Source organism: Arthrobacter sp. UYEF3 (assembly GCF_040546245.1).
Lineage (GTDB): Bacteria > Actinomycetota > Actinomycetes > Actinomycetales > Micrococcaceae > Arthrobacter.
This window is the reverse complement of the sequence record NZ_JBEPNK010000001.1, coordinates 105645-132388: the sequence shown is the minus strand read 5'-3', so window position 1 is coordinate 132388 and position 26744 is coordinate 105645. Positions and strand designations below refer to the sequence as shown.

Here is a 26744-nt window from a genome sequence, read left to right as displayed (position 1 = left end):
TCGTGGCTGTTAGGGGAAGGAGTGCGGCGATAAGCCGCCCCTAAATTCTACACGAGATAGAACAAGGCTAGGTTACGGGCAGGCGGGTCACCTTCGACCGGCGCCGGAACCGGCCGATCAGATCCGGGGACGCCAGGTACAGCCCCAGCACGAGCAGGCTGCCTGCCACGCAGAGTACGACGGCCGGCAGCGGGGCGGTGGCGGCGATAAAGCCGAAAACTATCACGGCGACGGTGCACAGTGTGACCACGGCCGCCGACTGCAGGTGCGAAAGGCCGACGTCGGTGAGCCGCTGGTAGACATGCTCGCGGTGGGACGCGTACCAGCGCTCCCCCGCCTTGATCCGGCGCAGCAGGGTGTAACCGGTATCGGCGGCGTAGACGAGGATCGGCGAGAGGACGTATTCGACGTAGACGCCGCTAAGGAAGCCCGCCACGGCGAGGGCGGCGATCGAGGCGCCCAGCAGGTAGCTGCCGACGTCGCCCAGGAAGACCGAACCTCGGCCGAGGTTCCACGGCAGGAAGCCGAGGAAGGACATGGCCAGCACCGCGCCGCCGGCCATGAGCCAGGGCTGTTCGGCCAGCAGGCCGGCCACCGCGTAGGCGCCGCCCGCGGTGACCCCGTGCAGGCCGGATATCCCGTTGACGCCGTCCATGAAATTCGCGATGTTGACGTAGGCCGCGATCGCCACGGCCGCCAGCGGCAGCCACCAGAAGGACTGGGCCGTGAGCACGATCAGTGCAGCGGAGCCGGCTGCACCGATCCCCAGCTGGGCAGCCGCCCGGCCGCGGATGGACAGACCACGGAGATCCTCGATCCAGCCCACCACCGCACACGCGGCGATGATCGACAGCACGACGGCGAACACGGACCGGTCGACGGTGACCACTTGCAGGAGCACCGCAGCCAAGTAGCCGACGGCGGTGGCCAGGGCCGCGGCCACGCCCATGCCGCGGATGGTCGCCTTCTGGTGCGAGGAACGGGCAGACGGGATGTCCACCACGCCCATCCGGACCAGCCACGGCTTGACGGCCAGCGGAAGCAGCAGGCTGGCCAGCAGGGTGACCCCGGCCGCCAGGGCCAGTGGAGTCACGACGCCACCCGGATCGGTCCCGTTTCATCGGCCTCGTCGTCGGGGATCTCGGCGATGTTGGCGCCCTGTTCGGCCTCGCAGCGGGCCAGCCAGACGTTGAGGTCCAGCTTGTCCGGGTTCTGCTCGGTCGCCAGGGTGTGTGAAATCTTCGGATGCAGGGGCCTCTGGTCCAGTTCGCCGGTGCCCACCAGCTCCTCATGCAGCTTCTCCCCCGGACGCAGTCCGGTGTAGATGATGTCGACCTTTTTGCCGGACATGGCGATCATCCGCTGGGCTACGTCCACGATCCTGACCGGCTCACCCATGTCCAGGATCATGACATCGCCGCCCCTGCCGATCGCACCGGCCTGGATCACCAGCTGGCAGGCCTCCGGAATCGTCATGAAGAAGCGGGTGACGTCGGGGTCGGTGACCGTCACGGGGCCGCCGACGCGGATCTGTTCGGTGAAGAGGGGCACCATCGAACCGCGGCTGCCCATCACGTTGCCGAAGCGGACGGACACAAACTTGCTGGCGGTCTTGCCTGCCATCCAGGCGGTCAGCTTCTCCGCGACGCGCTTGGAATGGCCAAGGGCGGTGGTGGGGTTGGCCGCTTTGTCCGTGGAGATGTTCACAAAGTGCGAGACACCCACATGCTGGGCCGCGCGCAGCACGTTCAGTGTGCCGCAAACGTTAGTCTTCCAGGCCTCGACCGGGTACTGCTGGAGCAGCGGGGCATGCTTCAGGGCTGCCGCATGGAACACCACTTCCGGCCGCCGGTCCTCGAAAATGTCCAACAGGGCCTCGCCGTCGCGGATGTTGGCCAGCACGGTATCGCGGCCGGCCAGCAGGCCCCGGCCGGTGATGGAGATCTGGGTGTGCTGCAGGCCGGTCTCGTCGTGGTCCAGCATGATCAGCTCCGCCGGGGCGAACTGCACGATCTGGCGGCAGAGTTCCGAGCCGATCGAGCCGCCGGCCCCGGTCACAAGCACCCGTTTGTCCTTGATGTAGCCGGCAATCTCTTCGACCTTGATGTCGACCGGCCGCCGGCCGATCAGGTCTTCAACTGCAACGTCGCGGAAATCGGAGAAGCCGTCCGGCGCACCGCCGCCCAGCATGTCCCGCAACGGCGGCAGCACCAGCACGCGGATGTTCAGGCCGGCCACGGCGTCCGAGATGCGGCGGACGATGGGGGCCTCGACGTGGGCGAAGGCCAGGACCAGAACTTTCGCGCGGGTGCGGCGGATGATCGCCGGGAGGTCGTCCCCGCGGCCGAGGACCTGGACTCCGGAAAGACGGAGGTGCTTTTTGGCCGGGTCGTCATCGATCAGGCCGACCGGGAAGTACGGGGACTCCGGATCCTGCAGCATCCGGGTGAGGAGCGAGTTGCCCAGAAATCCCGCGCCGTAGATCAGCGTGTTTTGCGCTTCGTCGCCGGGCCTGGTCTTGCCTTCGACGTAGAGCCGCTTGGCGTAGCGGGCGGCCCCCATGAAGAGGCAGGCGAAGGGGAACGCGATCAGGCCCACGCTCCGGCCGATGTTGATGGCTTCATAGACCACCAGCAGGCTCGCGGTGACCGAGGCGGCCACAATCACGGTGACGAAGACGAGTGCCCGTGCCTCCTGGAAGCTGCCAAACGGGTAGCGGCCCCGGTACAGGGCCAGTGCGTAGCCGGCGAGCACCTGGGCGGCGACGGCGACGGCGGCGATGGCGAAGGCGCCGGCGAACTGTTCCGCCCGGATTCCCATCTCGTAGCGCAGCAGCAGGGCCAGGACAATCGCCACGACCCAGGACATGGAGTCAAGGAACAGCTGGATCCAGATCCAAAGGGCGGGCTTCTCGTCACGGCCCGCCGCAGCTTCGCGCATTTCAGATTTCGTAGTCAACAGAGATTGCAACCGACTTCCACTACCACGGCGGCCATCCGCCTGTTTCAAAAAATTCCCCGCCGCAAAACTGTCGGACGGCGTCGGGGCCTAGAACGATAGTAATCGCTTCCGCCTCCGCAGCCCGGGTCCGTGTCCCAGACCGGGCGTCAATTCGGCAGCGGGGGCATGGGTTTCCAGCCACGGTCGGCGAGGATGGCACGCGATTCCCGCCATCCCTGCCAGAGCGCGCCGATACCCTTCAACGTCCGTTCGACGAGGAGGAGCCGGGCAACTTCCTTCAGGAACGTCAGCGCCGTCCCTGCCCCGAATCCGGCCCGGTGGAACCTGCCGTGGACCCTGAGATACTGTGCGACGTGCCCCCGGTTCCGCATCACGTAGCGGCGGCTGAGGTCGGACGAATCGTTGAGATGGCGCAGGCCCAGGTCCACTTGGCGTTGCGCGCGGACCTTCTTGATGACGAACGCGTTGACGTAGACCACCGGGGTTTGAAGAGCTGCGAGCCAGCCGTAGATCAGGTCGTCCCAGGTGATGAAGAAGCGCGGATCCGGCAACCCGATGCTCCGGGCCACCGAGGCTTTGATCAGCATGCCCTCGAAGTTTCCGACGTTGGTGCGGAAGACCTCCGAATGTCGGAAAACATTGCCCGACACCGGGAGGAAGACGCCGAGCGCCTCGACAAAGTGGTGCTGCCAGAAAAAGGGCCTGCCGTTGGCGTCGTAACGGCGGCCGATCAGGCAGGAGTAGTCCGGCGTAAACTTGTCCAGCGCCTCGACCGCGCCCGGGAGCACCTCGACGTCGTCGTCCATCAGCCACAGCCATCCAGCCCCTGTTTCCAGTGCCAGTTCCACGCCGCGGGAAAATCCGCCTGCGCCGCCGATGTTTTCGCCCAGCCGCTCGTACACAATCGGCGGCCCGCCGGCCGCGATCGCCCGGGACACGACGTCGGCCGTGTGGTCGCTGCTGGCATTGTCCACCACGATGATCCGCGCCGGGCCGGTGTCGAGGCGGGCGAAGGATTGGAGCAGATTGTCCAGGAAGCCGGCACGGTTGTAAGTGACGACGACGGCGTACAGGTCTTTCACGGCGGCCTAGCTGTTGGCGGACATCAGTTCCGCGGGCGAGCCGAAGCCCTTGCCGCGGAAACCGATGGAATAGGCGCGGAACCAGTGCGCCAGGCCCTTGAGGTCCCCGGCCTTCAGAAAGTAGTACGGGAAGCCGATGATGTCGGCACCAAACCAGCGCAGGTTCCGGTACTTGCGGGTCAGGTAACCCCGGTTGCGGAAGTAGCAGTAGCGTTTGAATTCGCCCTCGGGGATGACTGGCGTGATAAACCCGCCGAAGACCGGCTTCATCTCGGTCCAGGTGGCGGGGTGTTGTACCGCGACGGTGGCGAGCGTGCCGTATTTCAGGCCCGCCTTCTTCACGCGCGAGAGGAAGTCGACTTCGTCGCCGCGGATAAAGAACTTCACATCCGGGATGCCGATCTTGTAGAACACCTCGGTCCTGATCAGCGCGCCGTTGAAGAAGTGCACCATGTCCGGGAGGTAGCCCATCGGCGCCAGCCGAGAGCGGTCGTTGGTCAGCAGACCGTTGATCCTGAAGTTAAAGGAGAGCCGGTCCGGGTCGGCCGTCGCGGCCACCAGCGGGCTCACGATGTCGAGCCGATGCTCGCTGGCGGTCTTCAGCAGCTCGGCCAGGCAGCTGGCGTCCTCGGGGTGGCCGTCGTCGTCCATCATCCAGATCCATTCGGCGCCGCTGGCCATCGCTGCCAGGATCGCGTACGCGAAGCCGCCGGCCCCGCCGAGGTTCGCTTCGGACCGCAGATAGTTGATGTTGTGCGCTCCGCCGGCCGTGACGACGTCGGTGGCCGGAACGGTGCCGGAGTCCACGAGGGCGATCGAGTGGATCGGCGCGGTCTGCGCGGCCAGTCCCTGCAGTAGCAGGGCTAGTTCCCCGTGGCGGTCAAAGGTTACGGCCGCGACGGCGACTTTGGGCTGCATGTCAGTTCCTTGATGTTTCGTCGGAGGTAGCGGGGCCGCTGTCCGGGGTTTCGTCGGGGGTAGCGGGGCCGCTGTCCGGGGTTTCGTTCATGGCCGGCTCCGCTTCCCCGGCGCCGAGCACGCCCGGCACCACTTCACGCAGGCGCTCGAGGCTGATGGCGCCCTGCCGGACCACGCGCAGCGGCAGTGCGGTGGCATCGACGATGGTGGACGGCTCGGCCTCGCTGCCGTCGACCGGCCGGTGGCCGCCCTCGAGGTAGACCTCCACCGATTCCGCCAGCTGCGCCTCGGCCCCGGCGGCGCTCTGCGCGGCCGGCTGGCCGGTGCGGTTTGCGGAGGAGACCGCCAGCGGCCCGGTCAGGGTGAGTAGGTCCTGGGCGACGTCGTCGGCCGGGAGGCGCAGGGCCACGGTGCCCTTCGTCTCGCCGAGGTCCCAGTCCAGCGAGGGCTGGGCGTGCAGGATCAGCGTCAGTCCGCCGGGCCAAAAAGCCTCGGCCAGCCGGCGGGCCTCGGCCGGGACGTCGGTGGCGAGGCCGTCCAGGGCGTTCAGCCGCGGAATCAGCACCGGCGGCGGCATCGTGCGGCCGCGGCCCTTGGCGGCGAGCAACAGCGTTACGGCCTGGGGGGAGAACGCGTCCGCGGCGATGCCGTACACGGTGTCGGTGGGGAGGACCACGCACTTGTGTTCGCGGATGGCCCGCTGGGCGTGTTCGAGTCCTGCGGCGCGCTGATCGGCGTCCGCGCAATCGTAGCTAGTCGTCACTGGCCTATCCTTTCATCAGTTCTGGTGTGGGTCGTGTGACGCAAGGCGCTGGTGGCGCGTTCACGGCCATTGAGGTCCAGGTGCGTTGCCACCCCGGTCCAGAGTCCGGAGCGCGCCAGCATCGCGGCGATCCAGCCTGCCTGGACCTCGGCGTGCTCCATCACGAAGTAGCCGCCGGGAACCAGCAGCCGCGCCGCGGACGCCGCAGCCGCCGTCGGGAGATCCATCCCGTCCGCTCCCCCGCCGTACAGCGCCTCGGGCGGATCGTGCAGCGCCACTTCGGGCTCGTTGGGGACTGCCTCAGCGGGTATATAGGGCGGATTGGACACGACGACGTCGAAGCTGCCGTTGTGTTCGGACAGTGCGTCCCGCAGATCGCCGCGCATCAGCTGGACGCCAAGCGGGAGGAGGTTCTTCGCCGCCCAGGCGTGTGCGAACTCGCTGAACTCCACGGCATGGACTTCAGCGCCGGGAACCTCGTGCGCGATCGACCCGGCAATCGCGCCTGAGCCTGTCCCGAGGTCCACAACCTTGGGCCGCGTCAACCCGTGCGTTCGCTCCCTGTCCACGAGCCAGTCGATCACCAACTGGACCACGGATTCCGTTTCCGGACGCGGGATGAACACGCCAGGGCCCACCGCGAGTTCGAGGTAGCGGAAGTACGCCACGCCGGTGATGTGCTGCAGCGGGATCCGCTGCGCTCGCTCAGCCACGAGTTCGGCATAACCGGCCGGCGCCAACGAGTCGCCAAGAACCATGGCGCGAAGCCGGCCCGGACCGACGCCCAGGAGGTGGCCGGCAAGGAGTTCGGCGTCGACCCTGGGGCTCGGTACACCGGCGGCGGCCAGCACGGCGGTGGCCTCGCGGACGGCCTCGGCGAGGCTCGGCCCGGGCTCAGGTCTCATTGTCAGGTGTCATCGGCGGCAAGGAACCTGGCTAGTCGCCGATGGCGTCGAGGCGGGCCTGTTCGTCCATCTCGATGGCGGATTGGATCACCGGCTCCAGGTCGCCGTTCATGACCTGGTCCAGGTTGTACGCCTTGTAGCCGGTGCGGTGGTCAGCGATCCGGTTTTCCGGGTAGTTATAGGTGCGGATGCGCTCGGAGCGGTCCATGGTGCGGATCTGCGACTTGCGCTGGGCCGAGTTCTCGGCGTCGATCAGTTCCTGCTGGTGGGCGAGGATGCGGGCGCGCAGCACGCGCATGCCGGCCTCACGGTTCTGAAGCTGGGACTTCTCGTTCTGCATCGCCACCACGATCCCGGTGGGAAGGTGTGTGATGCGGACGGCCGAGTCGGTGGTGTTGACCGACTGTCCGCCGGGGCCGGAAGAACGGTAGACGTCAATCTTCAAATCGTTCTGGTTGATGTCGAGCTCTTCGGGCTCGTCCACTTCGGGCAGCACCAGCACACCGGCCGCGGAGGTGTGGATGCGGCCCTGCGATTCGGTCACGGGAACGCGCTGGACCCGGTGCACGCCGCCCTCGAACTTCAGCCGCGCGTACACGCCCTCGGCCGGGTCGTTGGAGCTGCCCTTGACGGCCATCTGGACGTCCTTGTAACCGCCCAGATCCGATTCGGTGGCCGAGATAAGCTCGGTCTTCCAGCCGCGGGATTCCGCGTAACGGGTGTACATGCGCAGCAGGTCGGCCGCGAACAGGGCGGCCTCGTCGCCGCCTTCGCCGCCCTTGACCTCGAGGATCACGTTGCGGGCGTCGTCGGGGTCTCGCGGGATGAGCAGACGGCGCAGCTTGGCCGCCGCCGTGTCCAGGGCGGCCTCCAGCACGGGCACCTCGGCGGCAAACTCCGGATCCTCGCCCGCCATTTCCTTCGCAGCGGAGAGGTCATCGCTGATGGCCTCCCAGCGATGGTATGCCTCGACAATTCCGTTCAACTGGGCCGAGCGCCGCCCCAACTTCCGGGCCAGCTTCTGGTCAGCATAGACAGCAGGATCCCCAAGCTGGGCCTGGATGGCAGCATGCTCATCCAGCAACCCCTGTACGGACTCAAACATTTCAAAACCTCTTTCGACTCTCTCAAGTCTAGTTACTGCGGGCCGGTCCCTTTAAACCAACAACCGCTCGAGAAATTGGCGGCCAGGGAGTGGCTTCGGGCCTGCCGTAGCCGGGTGCCTCACGATCGCAGATCGTGAGGCACCCGGCGGAGGGGCGGGGCCGCCAATTTTCGAGCGGTTGTACTCAGCTACTTGTCGTTATCGGACTTCGCCCCAAGCGTCGTCTTCTGCACCTGCATGAGGAACTCGACGTTGCTCTGGGTCTCCCGGATCTTGTTGGTCAGCAGCTCCAGGCTCTGCTGCGTCTCAAGCCCGGAGAGGACTCGGCGCAGCTTCCACATGATCTTGACTTCCTCCGGCGAGAGCAGGTTCTCTTCGCGGCGGGTGCCGGACGCGTTGACGTCCACCGCCGGGAAGATGCGCTTGTCCGCGAGATGGCGGGAAAGGCGCAGTTCCATGTTGCCGGTGCCCTTGAATTCTTCGAAGATGACCTCGTCCATTTTGGAACCGGTCTCGACGAGAGCGGTGGCCAGGATGGTGAGTGAGCCGCCGTTTTCGATGTTGCGGGCTGCCCCGAAGAAACGCTTCGGCGGGTACAGCGCGGCGGAGTCGACGCCGCCGGACAGGATGCGTCCGGACGCCGGTGCGGCCAGGTTGTAGGCGCGGCCCAGGCGGGTCATGGAGTCCAGCAGCACCACAACGTCCATGCCCATTTCCACGAGGCGTTTGGCGCGCTCGATGGAGAGTTCGGCCACGGTGGTGTGGTCGTCGGCGGGACGGTCGAAGGTTGAGGCGATGACCTCGCCCTTGACGGTGCGCTGCATGTCCGTGACTTCTTCGGGACGTTCGTCAACGAGCACCATCATGAGGTGGACCTCAGGATTGTTGGTGGTGATGGCGTTGGCGATGGACTGCAGGATGAGCGTCTTGCCGGCCTTCGGCGGGGAGACGATCAGGCCGCGCTGGCCCTTGCCGATCGGGGCCACCAGGTCGATGACACGGGGGCCGATCTTCTTGGGGTCCGTCTCGAGGCGCAGGCGCTCGGAGGGGTACAGCGGGACGAGTTTCGCGAACTCGACGCGGTCCTTCAGCTCCTCCGGGGCCTTGCCGTTGACCGAGGTGACGCGGACGAGGGCGTTGAATTTCTGGCGGGCGGACTGCTGCTGGTTCCCTTGCTGGGTTTCGCCTTCACGCGGGGCGCGGATGGCCCCGACGACGGCGTCGCCCTTGCGCAGGTTGTACTTCTTGACCTGGGCGAGGGACACGTAGACGTCGTTCGGGCCCGGCAGGTAACCGGAGGTGCGGATGAACGCGTAGTTCTCCAACACGTCCAGGATGCCGGCGACGGGCAGCAGCACGTCGTCCTCGGTGACCTCGACGTCGTCGACGTCGGGTCCCTGGGAACGGCCGCGGCGGCGTTCGTTCCGGTCGCGGAAGCGGTCGTTGCGCGAGCTGTTGTCCCGGTTGTCCTGGCCGCCGGAGCGGTCGTTGCGGTCGTTGCGGTCGCGGCGGTTGCGGCGGTTGCGGCGGCTGCCGCCGTCGTCGTCGTTGTCGCGGTTGACGGACGCATTGTCGCGGTTGCCGGACGCGTTGTCCCGGTTGCCGGACGCATTGTCGCGGTTGCCGGAGGCGTTGTCCCGGTTGCCGGATGCGTTGTCCCGGTTGCCGGACGTGTTGTCCTCACGGTTGCCACGGCCGCGGGTGTTCTCGCGGCGCTGGCCGTCGTCGCCGCCCTGTTCGGTGTGACGCTCCTGGCGCTGCTCGGCGGAGGGCTGCTCCGTGTGGGTTTCGGCAGCGGGTGCGGCTGCATTTTCCCCCTGACCGGCAACCTCGCCGCGGCGGCGGTTGCGGGTCCGCGGCTGGCGGGTGCGGTCGCTGCCTTCGGCGGTCTGGTCGGCCGGAGCGGCTTCGGCCGGGGCGGACTGAGCCTCCACCGCTGCTGCGGCGGGCGCCTCAGCAACGGGGGCGGTGACGACGCCGTCGCTGCCTGCGCGCCGGCTGCGCCCACGGGTACGTGCCCGCGGGTTTTCCTGGGCCGGAGCCTCGGACGAGGCGGCTGCGGGTGCAGGGGCCTGAGCCGCTTGGGCGACAGTGCCGTTGTCGGTAGCCTTCTCGGCTGCGCGGGCGGGCGCCTTGCTGACCGGAGTACCGGCACGGTGGGCGGAAATGGCGGTCACCAGATCGCCCTTGCGCATCCGCGAGCCCCCGGAAATCCCCAGCTGGCTGGCCAGGGCCTGGAGCTGGGCGAGCTTGAGGCCTGCGAGGCCGCTGCTCTTGGCGGGTGCTGCCGGTTCGGCAGCAGAAGATGATAGTTCCACAGCTGAAGACAGCTCAGTGGTTTCGGTCACGAAGGATCCTTCCCCCTCGACGGCGTCCAGGCTAGGAGCTGGACGCGGTGATTTGATCTGGGCTGCAGTTCAGATCTGCAGCCGGGATTTTCGGCCTTGCCGGTTGGATTTTCGCCAGCAGGGCCGGATACTGCTACACCAATACGCGTCCCGAAATGGAGGAACGGCGGCTGACACTTCAGCGGTACAGAGGAATTCTGCAGCTTCCTGCGTCAGACCGAAAGCAGGTGGCACCGGAAAATATTGCGCAGTGAAAGATGAGAGAGGGCAACTTGGCCAACATCGCGGTCTTTTGACAAACTTGCGTGCTTACCGCCGGTGCAATTCCACTTTAGCACCTTCAGTGTCCACAGCCAGCTTCATCACACGCCAGGTGACGTCCGGCGTGTTGGCCGCAGTAAAAGCTCCGATGAACTCGACGACGTCGGCCGCTTCCTTTTCGCTGGCCGCCAGTACCAGCACGGTGGGTCCCGCGCCGGACACGACGGCGGCGTGGCCGGCATCCCGCAGCGCCGCGATCAGCCCGGCGCTCGGCTGCATGGCCTGGGCACGGTAGTGCTGGTGCAGGTAGTCCTCGGTTCCCGGCAGCAGTAATTCAGGCTTCTGCGTCAGCGCGTGGATCAGCAGCGCTGCCCGGCCCGAGTTCATGGCCGCCGCGTGGTGTCCCACGGAGGCCGGGAGCAGCGCCCGGGCGGCTTCGGTGGACAGCTCGAAGTCCGGCACCGCGACCACCGGAACGATGGCGGGATCCACCCTCGCACAGGTGCTGCTGTACTGGTCACTGTCCTGCCATGACAGCGCCAGTCCGCCGTAAATGGCGGGTGCGACGTTGTCCGGATGGCCTTCCATCTTGGAAGTGAGCTGCAGGATCCAGTCCTTGCCGCGCCGCGACGCCGCCGGGACCAGTGCGTTTGCGGCCGTGACGGCGGCAACCACGGCGGCGGCCGAGGAGCCGAGGCCGCGGCCGTGCGGGTTGACGTTGTCCGCCGTGATCCGCAGCCCATCGTGGCGGAAGCCCAGCAGGTGCAAGGCCTCGGTAAGGGCCCGTGCCACCAGGTGGCTCGCGTCGCGCGGCAGCGTGTCCGCGCCCTCGCCGTTGAGCTCGAATTCAAGCTCCCCGCTCTCCAGGGTTTCCACTGTCAGCGTGTCGTGCAGTGAGAGAGCCAGCCCCAGGCTGTCGTAGCCCGGGCCCAGGTTCGCGCTGGTGGCCGGGACCCGGACGGTGACAGCCAGCCCGGCCGGAACCGCCGGCGTGTCGGCGGGAGATTCGGCCGGGACGGTGAGCGTGGTTTCCAAAGCTATTTTTCTTCCAGTCCCAGTTCGGCGGCCACCGTGACGACGTCGTTGGCAACCTTGACCGGCTGCACCTCGCTGCCGTCCTCGGTGCGCAGGGCCCACTGCGGATCCTTCAGGCCGTGGCCGGTGACAGTAATGACGATGGTCTTACCCGCGGGGACCTCGCCCGCGGCGTGCTTTTTGATCAGCCCGGCGACCCCGGCTGCGGAGCCGGGTTCCACGAACACGCCTTCGCGGGCGGAGAGCCAGCGGTGCGCGGAGAGGATTTCCTCGTCGGTGACGGCTTCAATCACGCCGCCGGATTGGTCCCGGGCCGCGACAGCGGTGTCCCAGGACGCGGGGTTGCCGATCCGGATGGCGGTGGCAATGGTGTCCGGCTCCGTGATGGGGTGTCCGGCGACGAACGGGGCGGCACCCGCGGCCTGGAAGCCCCACATCACCGGCGTCTTCGTGGCGACGGCGGCAAGCCGTCCGGCGGTGGCGGATTCGAAGGGTGCCGCGTATTCCTTGTAGCCCTTCCAGTACGCGCTGATGTTGCCGGCGTTGCCGACCGGAAGCACATGGATGTCCGGGGCGTCCCCGAGCGCGTCGACGATCTCGAACGCGCCGGTTTTCTGGCCCTCGATCCGGGCCGGGTTGACCGAGTTGACCAGGAACACCGGGTAGGACTCGCCGAGTTTGCGGGCGATGTCGAGGCAGTCGTCGAAGTTGCCGTCCACCTGCAGCAGCGTCGCGCCGTGCGCGATCGCCTGGCTGAGCTTGCCCATCGAGATCTTGCCTTCGGGCACCAGCACGGCGCACTGCAGCCCGGCGGACGTCGCGTATGCCGCGGCGGAGGCTGAGGTGTTGCCGGTGGAGGCGCAGACCACGGCTTTGGCTCCGGAGGCGACGGCCGCGGTCATGGCCATGGTCATGCCGCGGTCCTTGAAGGATCCGGTCGGGTTCATACCCTCGACCTTGAGGTAGACGGTGCAGCCGGTGAGCTCGGAGAGCTTCTGAGCGTGCACGAGGGGGGTGCCGCCCTCGCCCAGGGTGATGACCTTGGTGGCCTCGGTGACCGGCAGTCGTTCGGCGTATTCGCGGATGACTCCGCGCCATTGGTGAGCCACTTAGACCCCTTCTACCCGCAGTACGGATGTGACGGAATTGATGACGTCGAGGCCCTTGACGGCCTCGACGGTTGCTGCCAGCGCGGCTTCGCTCGCGCGGTGCGTAACGATCCGGAGTTCAGCCGACTCCGCCTTGGCGGCGGAGTCGCGGTGGATGGTCTGCCGCATGATTTCGATGGAAACACCGTGCTCGGCGAAGAGTTGCGCGATCCGGGCCAGGACGCCGGGCTGGTCCGCCACGTCGAGGCCGATGTAGTAACTGGTGACGGCCGCGTCGATGGGGAGCGCGGGGACATGACCGGTGGTGGTTTCGGTGCGCCCCGGTCCGCCCAGGACGATCCGGCGGGCCGCCGAGACCAGGTCTCCCAGCACGGCCGAGGCCGTCGGGGTACCACCGGCGCCCTGGCCGTAAAACATCAGCTCGCCGGCGTTTTCGGCCTCGATGAAGACGGCGTTGAACGCGCCGTGCACCGCGGCCAGCGGGTGCTCGCGGGGCAGGAGAGTGGGGTGGACGCGGACGGAAACGCCGTCGGTCCCCTCGCCTGTTTCCGTGCCGGCGGCCCCGAGCTTTTCGGCGATGGCCAGCAGCTTGATCACGAAGCCTGCGTCTTTCGCGGCGGCGATGTCCGAGGCGGTGACGGAGCTGATGCCCTCGCAGAAGACGTCCTCGAGCGCGAAACGCGTGTGGAAGGACAGGGAGGCCAGGATCGCGGCCTTCGCTGCGGCGTCGTGTCCCTCGACGTCGGCGGTGGGGTCCGCTTCTGCGTAGCCGAGGCGCTGAGCCTCGGCGAGGGCGTCGGCGAACTGCGCGCCCGTGGTGTCCATCTGGTCCAGGATGAAGTTGGTGGTGCCGTTGACGATGCCCAGCACGCGGGTGATCCGGTCCCCGGAGAGGCTGTCCCGGATCGGGCGCAGGATCGGGATGGCACCCGCGACGGCGGCCTCGTAGGAGAGCTGCACCCCGGCTTTGTCGGCCTCCTCGTAGAGGGTCGGGCCGTCCTGGGCCAGCAGCGCCTTGTTGCCGGTCACGACGCAGGCGCCGTGCCGGATCGCGGTGAGGATCAGGGTGCGCGCAGGTTCGATGCCGCCCATCAGCTCGATCACCAGGTCGGCGTCCTTGACCAAAGTGTCGGCGTCGGTGGTGAACAGCTCACGGGGCAGTTCGACGTCGCGGCGGGCGTCAGGGTTGCGTACGGCGATGCCGCTGAGCTCCAGGCGGGCGCCGGCACGAGACGCCAGAGTCTCAGCGTCGTCGATTAGAATCCGCGCAACCTGGGCCCCGACATTGCCACAGCCCAGCAGGGCCACTTTCAGGGTTCGCATTTCCGTCATTCAGACTCCCATGTCGCGGTTGAGCAGATCTTGTTCGGTTTCGCCGCGGACAATGAGCCGGACCGACCCATCGCGCACCGCGACAACGCCCGGCCGGGCCAGATAGTTGTAGTTGCTTGACAGGGCCCAGCAGTAGGCGCCGGTTCCCGGTACAGCGAGCAGATCACCGGCTGCCACGTCCTCGGGCAGATATACATCTCTAACAACTATGTCGCCGCTCTCGCAATGTTTGCCCACCACTCGGGACAGTTGCGGGGCGGCGCCGGAGGCCCGGGAGGCAAGAATTGCGGAATAATCCGCGTCGTAAAGCACCGGGCGCGCGTTGTCGCTCATGCCGCCGTCCACCGACACATACCGGCGCGGGTACGTAACGTTTTCTGCCGTGTTTTCACCGGGAGCTCCGTCCGGGGCGTCGACCCGTACCGTCTTGCACGTGCCGACCTCGTAGAGCGTGAAGGTGCTGGTGCCCACGATCGCGCGGCCCGGCTCGATCGAGATCCGCGGCGCGGTTATGCCCAGTTCGGCCACCTTGGCGCGGACGACGGCGGCCATCGCCCGTGCGATTTCCGCCGGCGGGCGCGGGGTGTCTGCCGGGGTATAGGCGATGCCGTAGCCGCCGCCCAGGTCCAGCTCGGGCAGCACGATCGAGTATTTGGACTGCATCGCGGCCAGGAAGTCGAGCAGCTTCTGCGCGGCCAGGGCGAATCCGTCCGGTTCGAAGATCTGGGAGCCAATGTGGCAGTGCAGGCCCAGCAGTTCGATGCTCTCATGCCCGGCGGCGGCCGCCACGGCTTCCTCCGCGGCGGACAACCCGGCATGGTCGGTCGAGTCCCCGGCCATCGAGAGGCCGAACTTCTGGTCTTCGTGCGCGGTGGCGATGAATTCGTGGGTGTGCGCGTACACTCCGGGGGTCAGCCGCAGCATGACCTTGGCCCGTTCGCCGCGGTTCGCGGCGATAACGGCTACCCGCTCCAGTTCGGCGAGGCTGTCCACGACAATCCGGCCCAGCTTCATGTCCAGGGCGCGGTGGATCTCGGCGTCGGACTTGTTGTTGCCGTGCAGGGCGACGGCGGCGCCGGGAATGCCGGCCATCGCCGCGACGGCGAGTTCCCCGCCGGAGGCGGTGTCCAGCCGGAGGCCTTCCTCCTCGACCCAGCGGACGACGGCGGTGCACAGGAAGGATTTGCCGGCGTAGTAGACGTCCACTCCCCCGCAGATATCCGAGAACGCCTCGTTGAACGCATCCTGGAACGCCCGGGCACGGGCCCGGAAGTCGCTCTCGCTCATCACGAACAGCGGCGTTCCGAATTGCCGCTGCAGGTCGCTGACCGGGATGCCGTCGATGGCGAGTTCGCCGGCGTCGGTGCGCGCCGCGCCGGCAGCCCACATCGGTTCGTGCAGGGCATTGAGGTCGTCCGGGACAGCGAGCCAGTTCGGGGCGAGCGGGGAGGCAGCATGTTCCTTATGCGGATTCGCGGTCATGGCGTTCACATCCGTTCCGGCGCCGAGACGCCCAGCAGGTCCAGTCCGTTGGCGAGCACCTGGCTGGTAGCGTCGTTGAGCCAGAGCCGGGTGCGGTTCAGGTCGGTGATGTCTTCCCCGCCCAGGGGCGTGATGCGGCAGGCGTCGTACCAGCGGTGGTAGGCGCCGGCGATGACTTCCAGGTGGCGGGCGACGCGGTGCGGTTCGCGCAGCTCGGCGGCCTTTGCCACGATAGAGGGGTAGCTGCCCAGGTGCGAGAGCAGCTCGTTTTCGGTCGCGTGGTCCAGCAACGCGGCGTCGAAGGCCTCTTTCCCTTCAACACTGCGGTCCACGCCGGCTGCCTCGGCGTTGCGCGCGGCGCCGCGCGACCGGGCGTGCGCGTACTGGACGTAGAACACCGGGTTCTCGTTGCTGTGCTTCTTGAGCAGCTCCGGGTCCAGGGTCAGCGGCGAGTCGGCCGGGAAGCGCGCCAGGGAGTACCGCACGGCGTCCTTGCCCAGCCAGGAGATCAGGTCTTTGAGCTCGATGATGTTTCCGGCCCGCTTGGACAGCTTGGCGCCGTTGACCGAGACCAGCTGGCCGATCAGCACCTCGATGTTGACCTCAGGGTCATCGCCGGCAGCGGCAGCGATCGCCTTGAGGCGGTTGATGTAGCCGTGGTGGTCGGCGCCGAGCAGGTAGATCTTCTCGGTGAAACCGCGGTCCTTCTTGGACAGGTAGTACGCCGCGTCGGCGGCGAAGTACGTCGGCTCGCCGTTCGCGCGGATCATCACGCGGTCCTTGTCGTCGCCGAAGTCGGTGGTGCGCAACCAGACCGCGCCGCCGTCGTCGAAGACGTGGCCTTGCTCGCGGAGCCGGGCGACGGCGTCCGCGATGGCGCCGGCGTCGTGCAGTTCCTGCTCGGAGAAAAACACGTCGAACTCGACGCCGAACTCAGCCAGGGTCGCCTGGATGTCATGGAGCTGCTCCTTGTAGGCAGCACCGCGGATCACCGGCAGCGCCGCCACGTCGGTGAGTTCCCGGATGTCGGGGTGCTGCGTCAGGACCTTATGGCCGAGGTCCGCGATGTATTCGCCGGGGTAGCCGCCTTCCGGGACGCCGCGGCCGTGGAGCCGGGACAGCACCGAATGCGCAAAGACGTCCATCTGCGAGCCGGCGTCGTTGATGTAGTACTCCGCCGTGACGTCGGCACCGGAGGCCCGGAGCACCCGGGCAATCGAGTCGCCCAGGGCGGCCCAGCGGGTGTGGCCGATGTGCAGCGGCCCGGTGGGGTTGGCCGAGACGAACTCCATGTTGACCGTGCGGCCGGCGAGCGCGGTGTTGGTCCCGTAGGCGGGCCCTGCTTCGACGATCGCCTTGGCGAGGGTTCCGGCTGCGGCGGCGTCGACTGTGATGTTCAGGAATCCCGGTCCGGCGACGTCGATGGCGGAGACTCCCGCGATCGAGGCCAGCCGCGCGCTGAGCAGGGTGGCGAGCTGACGCGGGTTGGTTCCGGCCGGCTTCGCCAGCTGGAGGGCGATGCTGGTGGCCCAGTCCCCGTGTTCCCTGTTCTTGGGTCGCTCCACACGCACGGCTTCGGGGATGTCGGTGGCGGCGAGGGCGATTTCACCGGCAGCGACGGCGTCCTTCAGGCAGGCGGATATGGCGAGGGAGAGTTCTTCTGGGGTCACGGTTCTAGCCTACCGGGGGCCCGCAGCAGCGCGGAACTACGGCGTCGTCATGTTCGGCTGCGGTGTTCCCGGGGGATGGGTGCGGGCGGTGCGGGACACGCGATTTTCCGTTGGAGCCCACCTTCCTGCTAAGCTCTAGGACGTCCCGCCGGTAACGGCAGGATCCCCGATTGCCCTCGTAGCTCAGGGGATAGAGCGTCTGCCTCCGGAGCAGAAGGTCGTTGGTTCGATTCCAATCGAGGGCACCACCAAAACCCCGCCGTTTCAGCGAAACGGCGGGGTTTTTGCGTTCCTTCCCAGAGGCCGGCGCGTCCGGCCGACCTTGGCCGCGGCCTGCGCGCCGATCACCGACGCCCCGGCCCGGCCCTGCCTGGGGCCGCCCGGCGCTGGACATGTCCCGTGGCTGCCGCCACGGATGGACATAGTGCCAATATGTCCATCGCACACGCGCAGGGGCGGGCATGTCCAGCCCGCGAGGAGGCTCTCCGGCGCCGACCCTGCCAAATGTCGGGGCCCCCTCGTAGTCTGTTGGCATCGGCAGAAGTAAGGGGTCTCACATGTACTGCTCCATCATCCCTCCCTACCTGTTGCGCCGGCTGGCAGCGCAGCATCAGGAGCCGCGTCTTCAAATTGCGGCCCGCGCAGCAAAGGAAGCACTGCGTCACGTCAAGAGTTTCCAGGCTTCCCGGGTGGCCGCGGCGCCCGTCACGCCCCCGGGGCTGCGGCAGCTCACACCGGGGCCGCCGCAACGCACGGTGTACGACGCGAAGGCCTCGGAGAACCTGCCCGGCGTGCTGGTGCGCAGGGACGGCGAACCAGCCACCGGCGATCCGGCCGCGGATGAAGCCTACGACGGCCTGGGCAGCACGCACCGGCTCTATGCGGAGGCGTTCGGCCGTAACTCAATTGACGGCAACGGCCTGCCCCTGGACGCCACCGTGCACTTCGGCCTGCGCTACGACAACGCCTTTTGGGACGGCAGCCAGATGGTTTTCGGCGACGGCGACGGCCAGGTCTTCAACCGCTTCACGGCCTCGCTGAGCGTCATCGGCCACGAGCTCGCGCACGGCGTCACCCAGTTCACCGCCGGCCTCGCTTACCGCAACCAGGCCGGAGCGCTCAACGAATCGCTTTCGGACGTCTTTGGTGCCCTCGTGGAGCAGTACGTGAAGCAGCAGTCCGCCTCGGAGGCCAGCTGGTTGATCGGCGAGGGCCTCTTCACGGACCAGGTCCAGGGCACGGCGCTGCGCTCCATGAAGGCGCCCGGAACCGCTTACGACGACGACGTGCTCGGCAAGGATCCGCAGCCGGACTCGATGGACTCCTATGTCCACACCGGTGCCGACAGCGGCGGGGTGCACCTGAACTCGGGGATTCCCAACCGCGCATTCTGCCTTGCCGCGACAACCTTGGGCGGCAAGGCGTGGGAGACTCCGGGGCGCATCTGGTACGACACACTGACCGGAGGGTCGCTGCCTGCCGCCGCAACTTTCAGCACCTTCGCCAAGGCCACCGCAGCGTCCGCCAAAGAGCTTTACGGAGCGGAATCGGCCGAGCATGACGCCGTCCGGCAGGCGTGGGACACTGTGAAAGTGAGGCTTTAAACGGCGCCTGCCGGAGGATCAAGCCAGTGAAAGTAAGCCCGTGAAGATCAGTGTCCAGCGCAGCGGTGGCATTGCCGGGATGAAGCGCGTCTGGAGCGTGCAGGCGGTCACCCCCGATGACCGGAGCCAGTGGCAGCCCCTTGTCGAGGCCTGTCCCTGGGACGAGCTGCCCGCCGGGAACACGGCCCGGCCGGATCGCTACATTTACCGGATCCGGGCCGGCGAGCGCCGCGCCACCCTGCCGGAGCAGGACCTCATCGGTCCCTGGCGGATCCTCGTCGACACTATGCGCGCCGCCGCAGAGTCGCCCGCCCGGCCGGATTAGGCGGCCGCCAAGTTAGACCGCCGCCAGGTGCCCGCGGAAGGTCCGCCGGTAGGACTGCGGGCTGGTGTCGAGCACCTTGGCGAAATGGTGCCGCAGCAGCACCGAGTGGCCAAACCCCGCTTCCCGGGCGATCTCATCAATGTTGAGATCTGTCGTCTCCAGCAGCTCCTGCGCCCGGAGCACCCGCTGGGAGTTCAGCCACGCAGCGGGAGTCGCGCCTGTCTCAGCCTGGAACCGCCGTGCAAACGTCCGCGGCGACATGTGGACGCGGGCCGCCAGTTCGTTGACGGAGTGGTCCTCGTCCAGGTTCCGGACCATCCAGCCAAGCAGCTCTTCCATCGGCTGCGAACCACACCTCGGCATCGGCCGGTCGATGTACTGCGCCTGGCCGCCGTCACGGTGCGGTGGAACCACCATGTCCCGGGCGATGCTCGCCGCCACGTTGGCGCCAAGCTCCACCCGGACCAAATGCAGGCTGGCGTCGATGCCGGCGGCGGTGCCGGCGCTGGTAATGATCCGGTCGTCCTCCACGTAGAGCACGTTTTCGTCCACCAGCGCGGCCGGGTAGCGGGCGGCGAGCTCCTGCGAGAAGTGCCAGTGGGTGGTACAGCGTCGGCCGTCCAGCAGGCCGGCCCGGGCCAGCGCGAAGGCCCCGGAACAGATCGACATGACCCACGCCCCCCGGGCATGCGCAGCGCGAAGCGCCTCCAGGACGGACTCGGGAACGTCCGAATCCTTGCCGAACGGGGTCATGATCACCAGGTCCGCATCAGCCGTCGCCTCGAGTCCGAGTTCCACGTGCATCGACGGCCCCGACTTCATCGCAATGTCGCCCGGCTCCGGCGCGCAGACGCGGAAATCAAAGGCGGGCACACCGGTGGCGCGGTCAGACCTGTCGACGCCAAACACCTCGAAGGCGGTCCCGAACTCGAAGATCGAGAAGTTAGGGACCACGATCACTGCCACTGAATTGATCATGCTTCCAGTGTGGCAGAAATTATAGCTTTTTGGTCATTTCTGCCACTTCAGTTGAAGCCCGCATCGGCGAACCATGGAGGTATGGAACTCATCGGAATCGCCCTCATCGTCCTGATCCTTGCCGCCGTCGCCGCCACCCTGCGCAGCCTCACGAAAGACGGACTCGGCCACAACCCGCCCGTCCGCTCGGAGGAGTACTGGATGGGACACGATCTTCCCAGCACCAGCTACAACCTGCGAATCTTCTAAGCCGCTCCCCTGCACGAATTGCCCGGCCCCGCAGAGTTACCGGGCAAATCTCTGTCCGGCCGCGCGGCCAGTAGACTGTGTGCAGCCATGACACTGCATATTTCCTACCCCGCCGAGCTGCCGGTCTCTGAGCGCCGCGAGGACCTGATGGCCGCCATCGCCGCAAACCAGGTGACCATTATCGCCGGTGAGACCGGTTCCGGTAAGACCACCCAGATCCCCAAGATGTGCCTGGAACTGGGTCTGGGCGACAATGGCCTGATCGGCCACACCCAACCGCGCCGGCTCGCCGCGCGGACGGTCGCCGAGCGCATCGCCGAGGAACTCGGCGTCGAGATCGGCCAGGAGGTCGGCTTCCAGGTCCGCTTCACCGGCGAGGTCAGCCGCTCCACCAAGGTCAAGCTGATGACCGACGGCATCCTGCTGGCCGAGATCCAGCGCGACAAGCTGCTGCGCAAGTACAACGCGATCATCATCGACGAGGCACACGAGCGCAGCCTCAACATTGACTTCATACTCGGCTACCTCAAACGGATCCTTCCCCAGCGCCCGGACCTGAAGGTCATCATCACCTCGGCCACCATCGATCCGGAGCGCTTCGCCAAGCACTTCGGCAGCGAGGAGGCGCCCTCGCCCATCATCGAAGTGTCCGGCCGCACCTACCCGGTGGAGCTCCGCTACCGGCCGCTGTCCCAGCCGGCCGGCGGGGCGGGCGCCGCGGGTGACGATGCAGACGCGGCCTCCGACGACGAACTCGAAGAGGACCGGGACCCGCTGGACGCGGTGTGCGACGCCGTCGACGAACTCGCCCTTGAAGCCCCAGGCGATATCCTGGTCTTCTTCTCCGGCGAGCGCGAAATCCGCGACGCCGCGGAGGCGCTCAACGCCCGGATCCAGACGAACCGGCGGCTGGCCGGCACCGAGGTTCTCCCGCTCTTCGCCCGCCTGAGCCTGCAGGAGCAGCACAAGGTCTTCCACCCCGGCAGCAAACGCCGGATCGTGCTGGCCACCAACGTCGCGGAAACCTCCCTTACGGTGCCCGGCATCAAGTACGTCATCGACACCGGCACCGCCCGCATCTCGCGCTACTCGCACCGCACCAAGGTCCAGCGGCTGCCGATCGAACGGGTCTCCCAGGCCTCGGCCAACCAGCGCTCCGGCCGATGCGGCCGCGTCTCGGACGGCATCACCATCCGGCTCTACTCGGAGGAGGACTTCGAGTCGAGGCCGCTGTTCACCGATCCGGAGATCCTGCGCACCAACCTTGCCGCTGTCATCTTGCAGATGACGGCCATGGGTGTGGCCCGCGGTCCCAAGGACGTGGAGAACTTCCCGTTCGTGGAGCCGCCGGACTCCCGCGCCATCAACGACGGCGTCACCCTCCTGCGCGAACTCGGCGCCCTCAGCGCGGCGCGCCCGCAGGAGCCGACGGACAACGCCGACGCCGGACCCGGACGCCGGGCGGCTTCCGGCCGGAACGGCGGCGGCCTGACCGCCGTCGGGCAGCAGCTTGCCCAGCTGCCGGTGGATCCACGCCTGGGCCGGATGATCGTCGAGTCGGGCAAGCGCGGCTGCGTCCGCGAGGTGATGATCCTCGCCGCCGCCCTCACCATCCAGGACCCGCGCGAGCGCCCCCAGGGCGACGGCTCAGGGAAGCAGCAGCTGGCCGCCGAGAAGCACGCCCGTTTCCGCGACGAGAACTCGGACTTCACCGGCTATCTGAACCTGTGGAACTACCTGCAGGAGAAACAGCAGGAACTCTCCTCCACCGCCTTCCGCCGGCTCTGCCGCAACGAGTTCATCAACTACCTCCGGGTCCGGGAATGGCAGGATCTCTTCGCCCAGTTGCGCCAGCTCGCCCGGCCGCTGGGCATCAGCCTGGACAACAAACGGCTCACCGATCCGGTGGGCAACCACGAGGGCATCCACATCAGCCTGCTCTCGGGGCTGCTGAGCCACATCGGCATCCTGGACGAACGCAAGCGCGAGTACGCCGGCGCCCGGGGCAGCCGTTTCGCGATCTTCCCCGGCTCGGCCCTGTTCAAGAAAGCCCCCACCTTCGTGATGGCCGCCGAGCTGGTCGAAACCAGCAGGCTCTGGGCCCGGGTTGCCGCGAAATTCGATCCGCTCTGGGCCGAGCAGGTGGCACCGGACCTGATTAAGCGCAGCTACAGCGAACCGCACTGGTCCAAGAAGATGGGCTCGGTGATGGCGCATGAAAAAGTCACACTCTATGGCGTGCCCATCATTCCCAGCCGGCGGGTCAACTACGGACGGGTGGATCCGGAGCTCTGCCGTGAGCTGTTCATCCGGCACGCGCTGGTGGAGGGCGACTGGCAGACCCACCACAAGTTCTTCCACCGCAACCGGGCCTTGCTCCACGAGGTGGAGGAGCTTGAGGCGCGGATGCGGCGCCGCGACATCCTGGTCGATGATGAGACGCTGTTCGAGTTCTACGACGCCCGGATCGGTAAGGAGGTCGTTTCCGAACGCCACTTCGACAAATGGTGGAAGGATGCCCGCCAGCAGGACCCCACGCTGCTGGACTTCGACCGGTCGCTGCTGATCAGCGAGGACGCCGCCGCGCTGGATGACTCCGCGTACCCGAAGACGTGGCTGCACAAGGGCTTCGAACTGCCGCTGAGCTACGAATTCCACCCCGTCGCGCCCGGTTCACAACCAAACCCCTCCGACGGAGTCACCGCGGAGGTGCCGGTGCTGTTCCTGAACCAGCTGGACGACGCCGCCTTCCGCTGGCTGATCCCCGGCCAGCGGGTGGAACTCATCACGGCGCTGATCAAGTCGCTGCCCAAGGCCGTCCGCAAGAACTTCGTCCCGGCGCCCGACGTCGCACGCCAGTCCGTCGCGGCGCTGGAGGCCGGTTTCGACCCCGCTGCGGACGACCTCGAGCCCTCGCTGGAACTCGTGCTGCGCCGGATCCGCGGCCAGGTCATCCCGCCGGGGTCCTGGAACTGGGCCGCCGTGCCGCCGCACCTGCGGGTCAGCTTCCGTGTGGTCGACTCCCGCGGCAAGGTGCTGGACGAGGGCAAGGACCTCGCGGCGCTCCAGGAGAAGCTGGCCCCCGCCACCCGCCGGGCCATCGCCGAGTCCCTCGGTGCCACGCCAGCAACGACGGCACCGAAGGCCTCCGGCCAGGCCAAAGCGAACGGCAGGGCGGGCGGAAAGCCGGCTTTGCCTGCACAAGGCGCGACCGCCGCCCCGGCTGGCTTCGCCGAGCTGTCCGGCCTTAAGGACTGGAGCTTCGCAACCGTGCAGCGTCAGGTACAGTTCACGGTCCAGGGCCACACCGTCACCGGCTATCCGGGCCTCGTGGACGAGGGCACGTCCGTGTCGCTGCGGCTCTTCCAGACCGTCCCGGAGCAGGAACAGGCCATGCGCGGCGGTGTGATCCGCTTGCTCGCGCTGAGAGTGCCGCCGCCGGACCGCTACGTCCTGGAACACCTGAACAACACCGAGAAACTGACCTTCAGCCAGAACCCGCACGGCTCCGTCTCGGCGCTGATCGCGGACTGCGCCCTGGCTGCGATCGACAAGCTCACCCCCGCCGCGCTGCCGTGGGACGAGGCATCGTTCAGCTCGCTGTATGAGCAGGTCCGTGCCGAACTGATCGACACGGTCTTCACCGTCACCGCCGTCGTCGAACGGATCCTCGCCAGCACTCGGCGGACAGAGAAGCAGCTCAAGGGCACCAGCAGCCCGGCCCTGATCAGTGCGCTCAACGACGTGAAGAGCCAGCTCAGGCAGCTCGTCTTCCCCGGTTTCGTGGCACGCACGGGCTACGCCCAGCTCAGCCAGTTGCCCCGCTACCTCGCTGCCATTGAGAAGCGCCTCGAAAAGCTCCCCGGCAACGTTCAGCGGGATGCGCAGCACATGGCGGCGGTCCAGGCCCTCGAGGACGACTACGACGACGCCGTGTCCGCGCTGTTGCCCGGCCGGCGCATTGGCACGGAGTTAACCCAGGTCCGCTGGATGATCGAGGAGCTAAGGGTCAGCCTCTTCGCCGTCGAGCTCGGAACCGCCTATTCGGTCTCCGAAAAGCGGATCCGGGCCGTGCTGAACAAGGCGCTGGCGCCGGCGTAGCCTTTCGCCGAAGCTAGGCCACCGGAACGTGCTCCGCGTGGCCGGCCTCCCGCAGGCCTTCGCGCAGCCTGTCCGCGTTCGCGTCCAGCCGGGCCGGGTCAGGATGCTGGTCCGCCGAGCCGAAATCAAAGTCCGCCATCGAGTTGGAGGGCCACACATGCACGTGCAGGTGGTTGATTTCGTAGCCGGCCACGATCAGGCCGGCCCGGGCGGCGTCAAACACCTCAACCTGGACGGCGCCTATCTTGCGGGCAACTTCCATCACCCGGCCCAGCACTTCCGGCGCGGCATCCGTCCAGCGGTCCACTTCGGCCGTGGGGACAACAAGCGTGTGCCCGTCGGCCAGCGGCCCCGTCGTCAGGAAGGCGACGACGTCGTCCTCCCGCCAGACGAAGCGGCCCGGGATCTCGCCGTTGATGATCTTGGTAAACAGGGTGCTCATACATCCGCCTTTTCTGCCGGGGACCCCAGGGTGCGGGCGTCCAGGACAAAACGGTACTTCACGTCGCCGGCTACCATCCGGTCATAGGCCTCGTTCAGCTGGTCCGCGCGGACCACCTCGACGTCGGACACCACGCCGTGCTCGGCGCAGAAGTCCAGCATTTCCTGGGTCTCGGCGATTCCACCTATCAGCGAGCCGGCGTAGGCGATCCGGCGCCGGATCAGCGAGCCCGGCTTGACCGGCGGCATTGCTTCCGAGGGCAGGCCCAGCTGGAAGAGCGCGCCGTCCACCCGCAGGGTGCGGAAGTACGGATTGAGGTCGTGCGGCGCGGCAACGGTGTCAATGATGACGTCGATGCTGCGGTCCGCAGCCTCCATCGCGGCCGGGTCGGTGGAGAGGACGACGTGGTCGGCGCCCAGTTCACGGGCCGCCGCGAACTTACGTTCCGACGTCGTGAAGACCGTCACCTCCGCGCCCATGGCTTTGGCGATCTTGACGGCCATGTGGCCAAGGCCACCGAGTCCTATAACGCCGACCACGTCGCCTTCCTCGACCTCGAAGTGGTTCAGCGGGGAGTAGGTGGTGATGCCGGCGCAGAGTAGGGGTGCCGCGGCGGCCGGATCCATGCCCTCCGGGACCCGCAGAACGTAGTTGCGGTCCACGACAATGGACGTCGAGTAGCCGCCCTGGGTGATGGCACCGTCGTTGCGGGCGTCCCTGGCGCCATAAGTGCCGACGTTGCCCCTCTCGCAGTACTGCTCCAGGCCGTCGAGGCAGCTCTCGCATTCGCGGCAGGAATCGACCATACAGCCGACGCCGACCCGGTCCCCGACGGCAAAGTCGGCAACCGTCGATCCCACCCGGGTGACGCGGCCGACAATTTCGTGTCCCGGGACGAGGGGGTAGTTCTGGCTCCCCCACTCGCCACGGGTTGCGTGCACGTCCGAGTGGCAGAGACCGCAGAACTCGATGGCAATTTCGACGTCGTCCTCCCTGGGTGTACGCCGGGCGACGGTCAGCGGGACGAGGCCGCTGTCGCTGGACGTGGCACCGTAGGCGGCTACGAGGCCGGGGCCGGCGGCGGGACCGGCGGCGGCTGCGTCGCTTGCTTCGTTTGAGTCGTTTGCGTCGTTTAGGTCGGGCAGCGGCTTGGCGAGGGGCGGCGGTACGGGGCGTCCTGGAGTCATGGTCCGACGCTACCCCCGGGACCAGTCCACGTGCCACTTGGAGGGCGCCGATGTTCGTCAGCATGCTCTGTTAGAGTCGGGCACCATGACCGATTTCCGCCCCGATGCTCGCGGCGCCGTCGGCTTCCTGCACACGTCGCATGTCCACGTTGCTACCTTCGACGCTCTGTCCCATGAGCACATGCCCGCCGTCCACACCCTGCACCGGGTGGATCCCAAAGCACTTGAGGTTGCCAGACAGGACGGAACCGGTGACCGCGTGCGCGCCGCCGTGGCCCTCGGCCCGCGGATCGGCGTCGTCGCTGCGCTCACGAGCACCGTCGAACCTACTACGCGCGTCCTCACTGAGGAGGCCGCGGACGCGCGATCTGCCATCTCCGTTGAGGTTAACGTCGCCGATGGGGCGTGGGACGCCTTCCTGGCCGGCAATGCGGAGGCGTACCGCTTCCGCATCGCGCGGGCGGCCCGCGCGCTCTCGACCCGCTGCGACGTCGTCGTACTCGCCCAGGCAAGCATGGAATCGGCTGCTGCCCTCCTGACGGGGCTTGCGACCCCGGTTCTCACGAGCCCTCGCTCCGCTGTCGAAGCGGTAGCGAAGGCTGTCCCGTCCCGTTGACTCGCTGTCTCCTTTGATCTGCTCCAGCCCGCGATCGAGCCGACGCGGCGATGTGATGCTGATCAGCTCGGCGCCGGCATTGCTTGCGCGCCGATGTGATGGGGTTGACTTGCATCATGGACGGCAAGCGGGAGGACGGGGCGTCATCAGAGGCGTGGCGCGGGGACGGGGAGCTGTGACCTTGGGCAGCGTTCCGGGAGTTTCGTCGGGAGCCGGAAGATTCCCGGTGGATTCGACGGCCGTGGAACGCCTCCGCGGGCCATTAATGTCA

General features: G+C 67.4%; 21 protein-coding genes and 1 tRNA gene. 6 read left to right on the top strand and 16 right to left on the bottom strand.

Features of this window, described 5'->3' with window-relative positions:
* Positions 1 to 67: 67 nt before the first annotated feature.
* The 13 genes from ABIB14_RS00545 to argS form a co-directional block, all read right to left on the bottom strand.
* Complete coding sequence (locus tag ABIB14_RS00545; RefSeq protein WP_354233316.1) at positions 68 to 1093, bottom strand: MraY family glycosyltransferase; 1026 nt, start codon at positions 1091 to 1093, stop codon at positions 68 to 70.
* The gene (locus tag ABIB14_RS00540) at positions 1090 to 2940 is read right to left on the bottom strand and encodes a polysaccharide biosynthesis protein (protein ID WP_354233532.1); all 1851 of its coding nucleotides are present in this window, start codon (positions 2938 to 2940) and stop codon (positions 1090 to 1092) included. Before ABIB14_RS00540 ends, ABIB14_RS00545 begins: the two co-directional genes overlap by 4 nt.
* 167 nt (positions 2941 to 3107) lie before the next feature.
* Positions 3108 to 4043 carry a glycosyltransferase gene (locus tag ABIB14_RS00535; protein WP_354233315.1) on the bottom strand — a complete coding sequence of 312 codons (936 nt, stop codon included), beginning with the start codon at positions 4041 to 4043 and terminating at the stop codon, positions 3108 to 3110.
* A 6-nt stretch (positions 4044 to 4049) separates the two neighbouring features.
* Positions 4050 to 4961 (bottom strand): glycosyltransferase, encoded by a 912-nt coding sequence (locus tag ABIB14_RS00530; RefSeq protein ID WP_354233314.1) that lies wholly within the window; start codon positions 4959 to 4961, stop codon positions 4050 to 4052.
* Position 4962: 1 nt separating this feature from the next.
* Complete coding sequence (locus ABIB14_RS00525) at positions 4963 to 5724, bottom strand: L-threonylcarbamoyladenylate synthase (RefSeq protein WP_354233312.1); 762 nt, start codon at positions 5722 to 5724, stop codon at positions 4963 to 4965.
* Positions 5721 to 6629: a peptide chain release factor N(5)-glutamine methyltransferase gene (gene prmC / locus ABIB14_RS00520; RefSeq protein ID WP_354233311.1), complete on the bottom strand. Its 909-nt coding sequence runs from the start codon at positions 6627 to 6629 to the stop codon at positions 5721 to 5723. The genes ABIB14_RS00525 and prmC overlap by 4 nt, the downstream gene beginning before the upstream one ends.
* A gap of 31 nt (positions 6630 to 6660) precedes the next feature.
* Complete coding sequence (gene prfA, locus ABIB14_RS00515) at positions 6661 to 7734, bottom strand: peptide chain release factor 1 (protein WP_354233310.1); 1074 nt, start codon at positions 7732 to 7734, stop codon at positions 6661 to 6663.
* A gap of 188 nt (positions 7735 to 7922) precedes the next feature.
* On the bottom strand, positions 7923 to 10082 hold the full coding sequence (gene rho / locus ABIB14_RS00510) for a transcription termination factor Rho (RefSeq protein WP_354233309.1): 2160 nt from the start codon (positions 10080 to 10082) through the stop codon (positions 7923 to 7925).
* A gap of 309 nt (positions 10083 to 10391) precedes the next feature.
* Positions 10392 to 11378 carry a homoserine kinase gene (thrB, locus tag ABIB14_RS00505; protein WP_502909570.1) on the bottom strand — a complete coding sequence of 329 codons (987 nt, stop codon included), beginning with the start codon at positions 11376 to 11378 and terminating at the stop codon, positions 10392 to 10394.
* A 2-nt stretch (positions 11379 to 11380) separates the two neighbouring features.
* Positions 11381 to 12487 (bottom strand): threonine synthase, encoded by a 1107-nt coding sequence (thrC, locus tag ABIB14_RS00500; protein ID WP_354233308.1) that lies wholly within the window; start codon positions 12485 to 12487, stop codon positions 11381 to 11383.
* Positions 12488 to 13819: a homoserine dehydrogenase gene (locus ABIB14_RS00495; RefSeq protein ID WP_354233306.1), complete on the bottom strand. Its 1332-nt coding sequence runs from the start codon at positions 13817 to 13819 to the stop codon at positions 12488 to 12490.
* Positions 13820 to 15301 carry a diaminopimelate decarboxylase gene (lysA, locus tag ABIB14_RS00490; protein ID WP_354233304.1) on the bottom strand — a complete coding sequence of 494 codons (1482 nt, stop codon included), beginning with the start codon at positions 15299 to 15301 and terminating at the stop codon, positions 13820 to 13822. It abuts the gene before it with no gap.
* Positions 15302 to 15306: 5 nt separating this feature from the next.
* Positions 15307 to 16971 (bottom strand): arginine--tRNA ligase, encoded by a 1665-nt coding sequence (argS, locus tag ABIB14_RS00485; RefSeq protein ID WP_354233302.1) that lies wholly within the window; start codon positions 16969 to 16971, stop codon positions 15307 to 15309.
* A 172-nt stretch (positions 16972 to 17143) separates the two neighbouring features.
* Between argS and ABIB14_RS00480 the strand changes: the two genes are divergently transcribed.
* The 3 genes from ABIB14_RS00480 (at position 17144) to ABIB14_RS00470 (ending at position 18900) form a co-directional block, all read left to right on the top strand.
* Positions 17144 to 17219: transfer RNA gene (locus ABIB14_RS00480), tRNA-Arg, on the top strand.
* A gap of 309 nt (positions 17220 to 17528) precedes the next feature.
* Entirely contained in the window at positions 17529 to 18575 is a 1047-nt protein-coding gene (locus ABIB14_RS00475) for a M4 family metallopeptidase (RefSeq protein WP_354233301.1), read from the top strand.
* A 40-nt stretch (positions 18576 to 18615) separates the two neighbouring features.
* Positions 18616 to 18900, top strand: coding sequence for a protealysin inhibitor emfourin (locus ABIB14_RS00470; protein WP_354233300.1), 285 nt, complete (start codon positions 18616 to 18618; stop codon positions 18898 to 18900).
* 12 nt (positions 18901 to 18912) lie between these two features.
* On the opposite strand, the gene ABIB14_RS00465 is transcribed toward ABIB14_RS00470, so the two are convergent.
* Positions 18913 to 19878: a GlxA family transcriptional regulator gene (locus ABIB14_RS00465; RefSeq protein ID WP_354233299.1), complete on the bottom strand. Its 966-nt coding sequence runs from the start codon at positions 19876 to 19878 to the stop codon at positions 18913 to 18915.
* Positions 19879 to 19959: 81 nt separating this feature from the next.
* Between ABIB14_RS00465 and ABIB14_RS00460 the strand changes: the two genes are divergently transcribed.
* On the top strand, positions 19960 to 20127 hold the full coding sequence (locus ABIB14_RS00460; RefSeq protein WP_354233297.1) for a hypothetical protein: 168 nt from the start codon (positions 19960 to 19962) through the stop codon (positions 20125 to 20127).
* A gap of 87 nt (positions 20128 to 20214) precedes the next feature.
* On the top strand, positions 20215 to 24228 hold the full coding sequence (hrpA, locus tag ABIB14_RS00455) for an ATP-dependent RNA helicase HrpA (RefSeq protein ID WP_354233296.1): 4014 nt from the start codon (positions 20215 to 20217) through the stop codon (positions 24226 to 24228).
* A 13-nt stretch (positions 24229 to 24241) separates the two neighbouring features.
* Here hrpA and ABIB14_RS00450 read toward each other — a convergent pair whose 3' ends face one another.
* On the bottom strand, positions 24242 to 24670 hold the full coding sequence (locus tag ABIB14_RS00450; RefSeq protein WP_354233295.1) for an HIT family protein: 429 nt from the start codon (positions 24668 to 24670) through the stop codon (positions 24242 to 24244).
* Complete coding sequence (locus ABIB14_RS00445) at positions 24667 to 25857, bottom strand: NAD(P)-dependent alcohol dehydrogenase (protein WP_354233294.1); 1191 nt, start codon at positions 25855 to 25857, stop codon at positions 24667 to 24669. The genes ABIB14_RS00450 and ABIB14_RS00445 overlap by 4 nt, the downstream gene beginning before the upstream one ends.
* An 85-nt stretch (positions 25858 to 25942) precedes the next feature.
* Between ABIB14_RS00445 and ABIB14_RS00440 the strand changes: the two genes are divergently transcribed.
* Positions 25943 to 26473 carry a hypothetical protein gene (locus ABIB14_RS00440; RefSeq protein WP_354233293.1) on the top strand — a complete coding sequence of 177 codons (531 nt, stop codon included), beginning with the start codon at positions 25943 to 25945 and terminating at the stop codon, positions 26471 to 26473.
* Positions 26474 to 26744: the final 271 nt, after the last annotated feature.

What these genes read in the sequence shown, in the direction of transcription:
- ABIB14_RS00540 (WP_354233532.1), bottom strand. Translation starts at nt 2,940, where the DNA reads ATGCGCGAAGCTGCGGCGGGCCGTGACGAGAAGCCCGCCCTTTGGATC.
- ABIB14_RS00530 (WP_354233314.1), bottom strand. Translation starts at nt 4,961, where the DNA reads ATGCAGCCCAAAGTCGCCGTCGCGGCCGTAACCTTTGACCGCCACGGG.
- prmC (WP_354233311.1), bottom strand. Translation starts at nt 6,629, where the DNA reads ATGAGACCTGAGCCCGGGCCGAGCCTCGCCGAGGCCGTCCGCGAGGCC.
- prfA (WP_354233310.1), bottom strand. Translation starts at nt 7,734, where the DNA reads ATGTTTGAGTCCGTACAGGGGTTGCTGGATGAGCATGCTGCCATCCAG.
- ABIB14_RS00495 (WP_354233306.1), bottom strand. Translation starts at nt 13,819, where the DNA reads ATGACGGAAATGCGAACCCTGAAAGTGGCCCTGCTGGGCTGTGGCAAT.
- lysA (WP_354233304.1), bottom strand. Translation starts at nt 15,301, where the DNA reads ATGACCGCGAATCCGCATAAGGAACATGCTGCCTCCCCGCTCGCCCCG.
- ABIB14_RS00475 (WP_354233301.1), top strand. Translation starts at nt 17,529, where the DNA reads ATGTACTGCTCCATCATCCCTCCCTACCTGTTGCGCCGGCTGGCAGCG.
- ABIB14_RS00465 (WP_354233299.1), bottom strand. Translation starts at nt 19,878, where the DNA reads ATGATCAATTCAGTGGCAGTGATCGTGGTCCCTAACTTCTCGATCTTC.
- ABIB14_RS00460 (WP_354233297.1), top strand. Translation starts at nt 19,960, where the DNA reads ATGGAACTCATCGGAATCGCCCTCATCGTCCTGATCCTTGCCGCCGTC.
- hrpA (WP_354233296.1), top strand. Translation starts at nt 20,215, where the DNA reads ATGACACTGCATATTTCCTACCCCGCCGAGCTGCCGGTCTCTGAGCGC.
- ABIB14_RS00450 (WP_354233295.1), bottom strand. Translation starts at nt 24,670, where the DNA reads ATGAGCACCCTGTTTACCAAGATCATCAACGGCGAGATCCCGGGCCGC.
- ABIB14_RS00445 (WP_354233294.1), bottom strand. Translation starts at nt 25,857, where the DNA reads ATGACTCCAGGACGCCCCGTACCGCCGCCCCTCGCCAAGCCGCTGCCC.
- ABIB14_RS00440 (WP_354233293.1), top strand. Translation starts at nt 25,943, where the DNA reads ATGACCGATTTCCGCCCCGATGCTCGCGGCGCCGTCGGCTTCCTGCAC.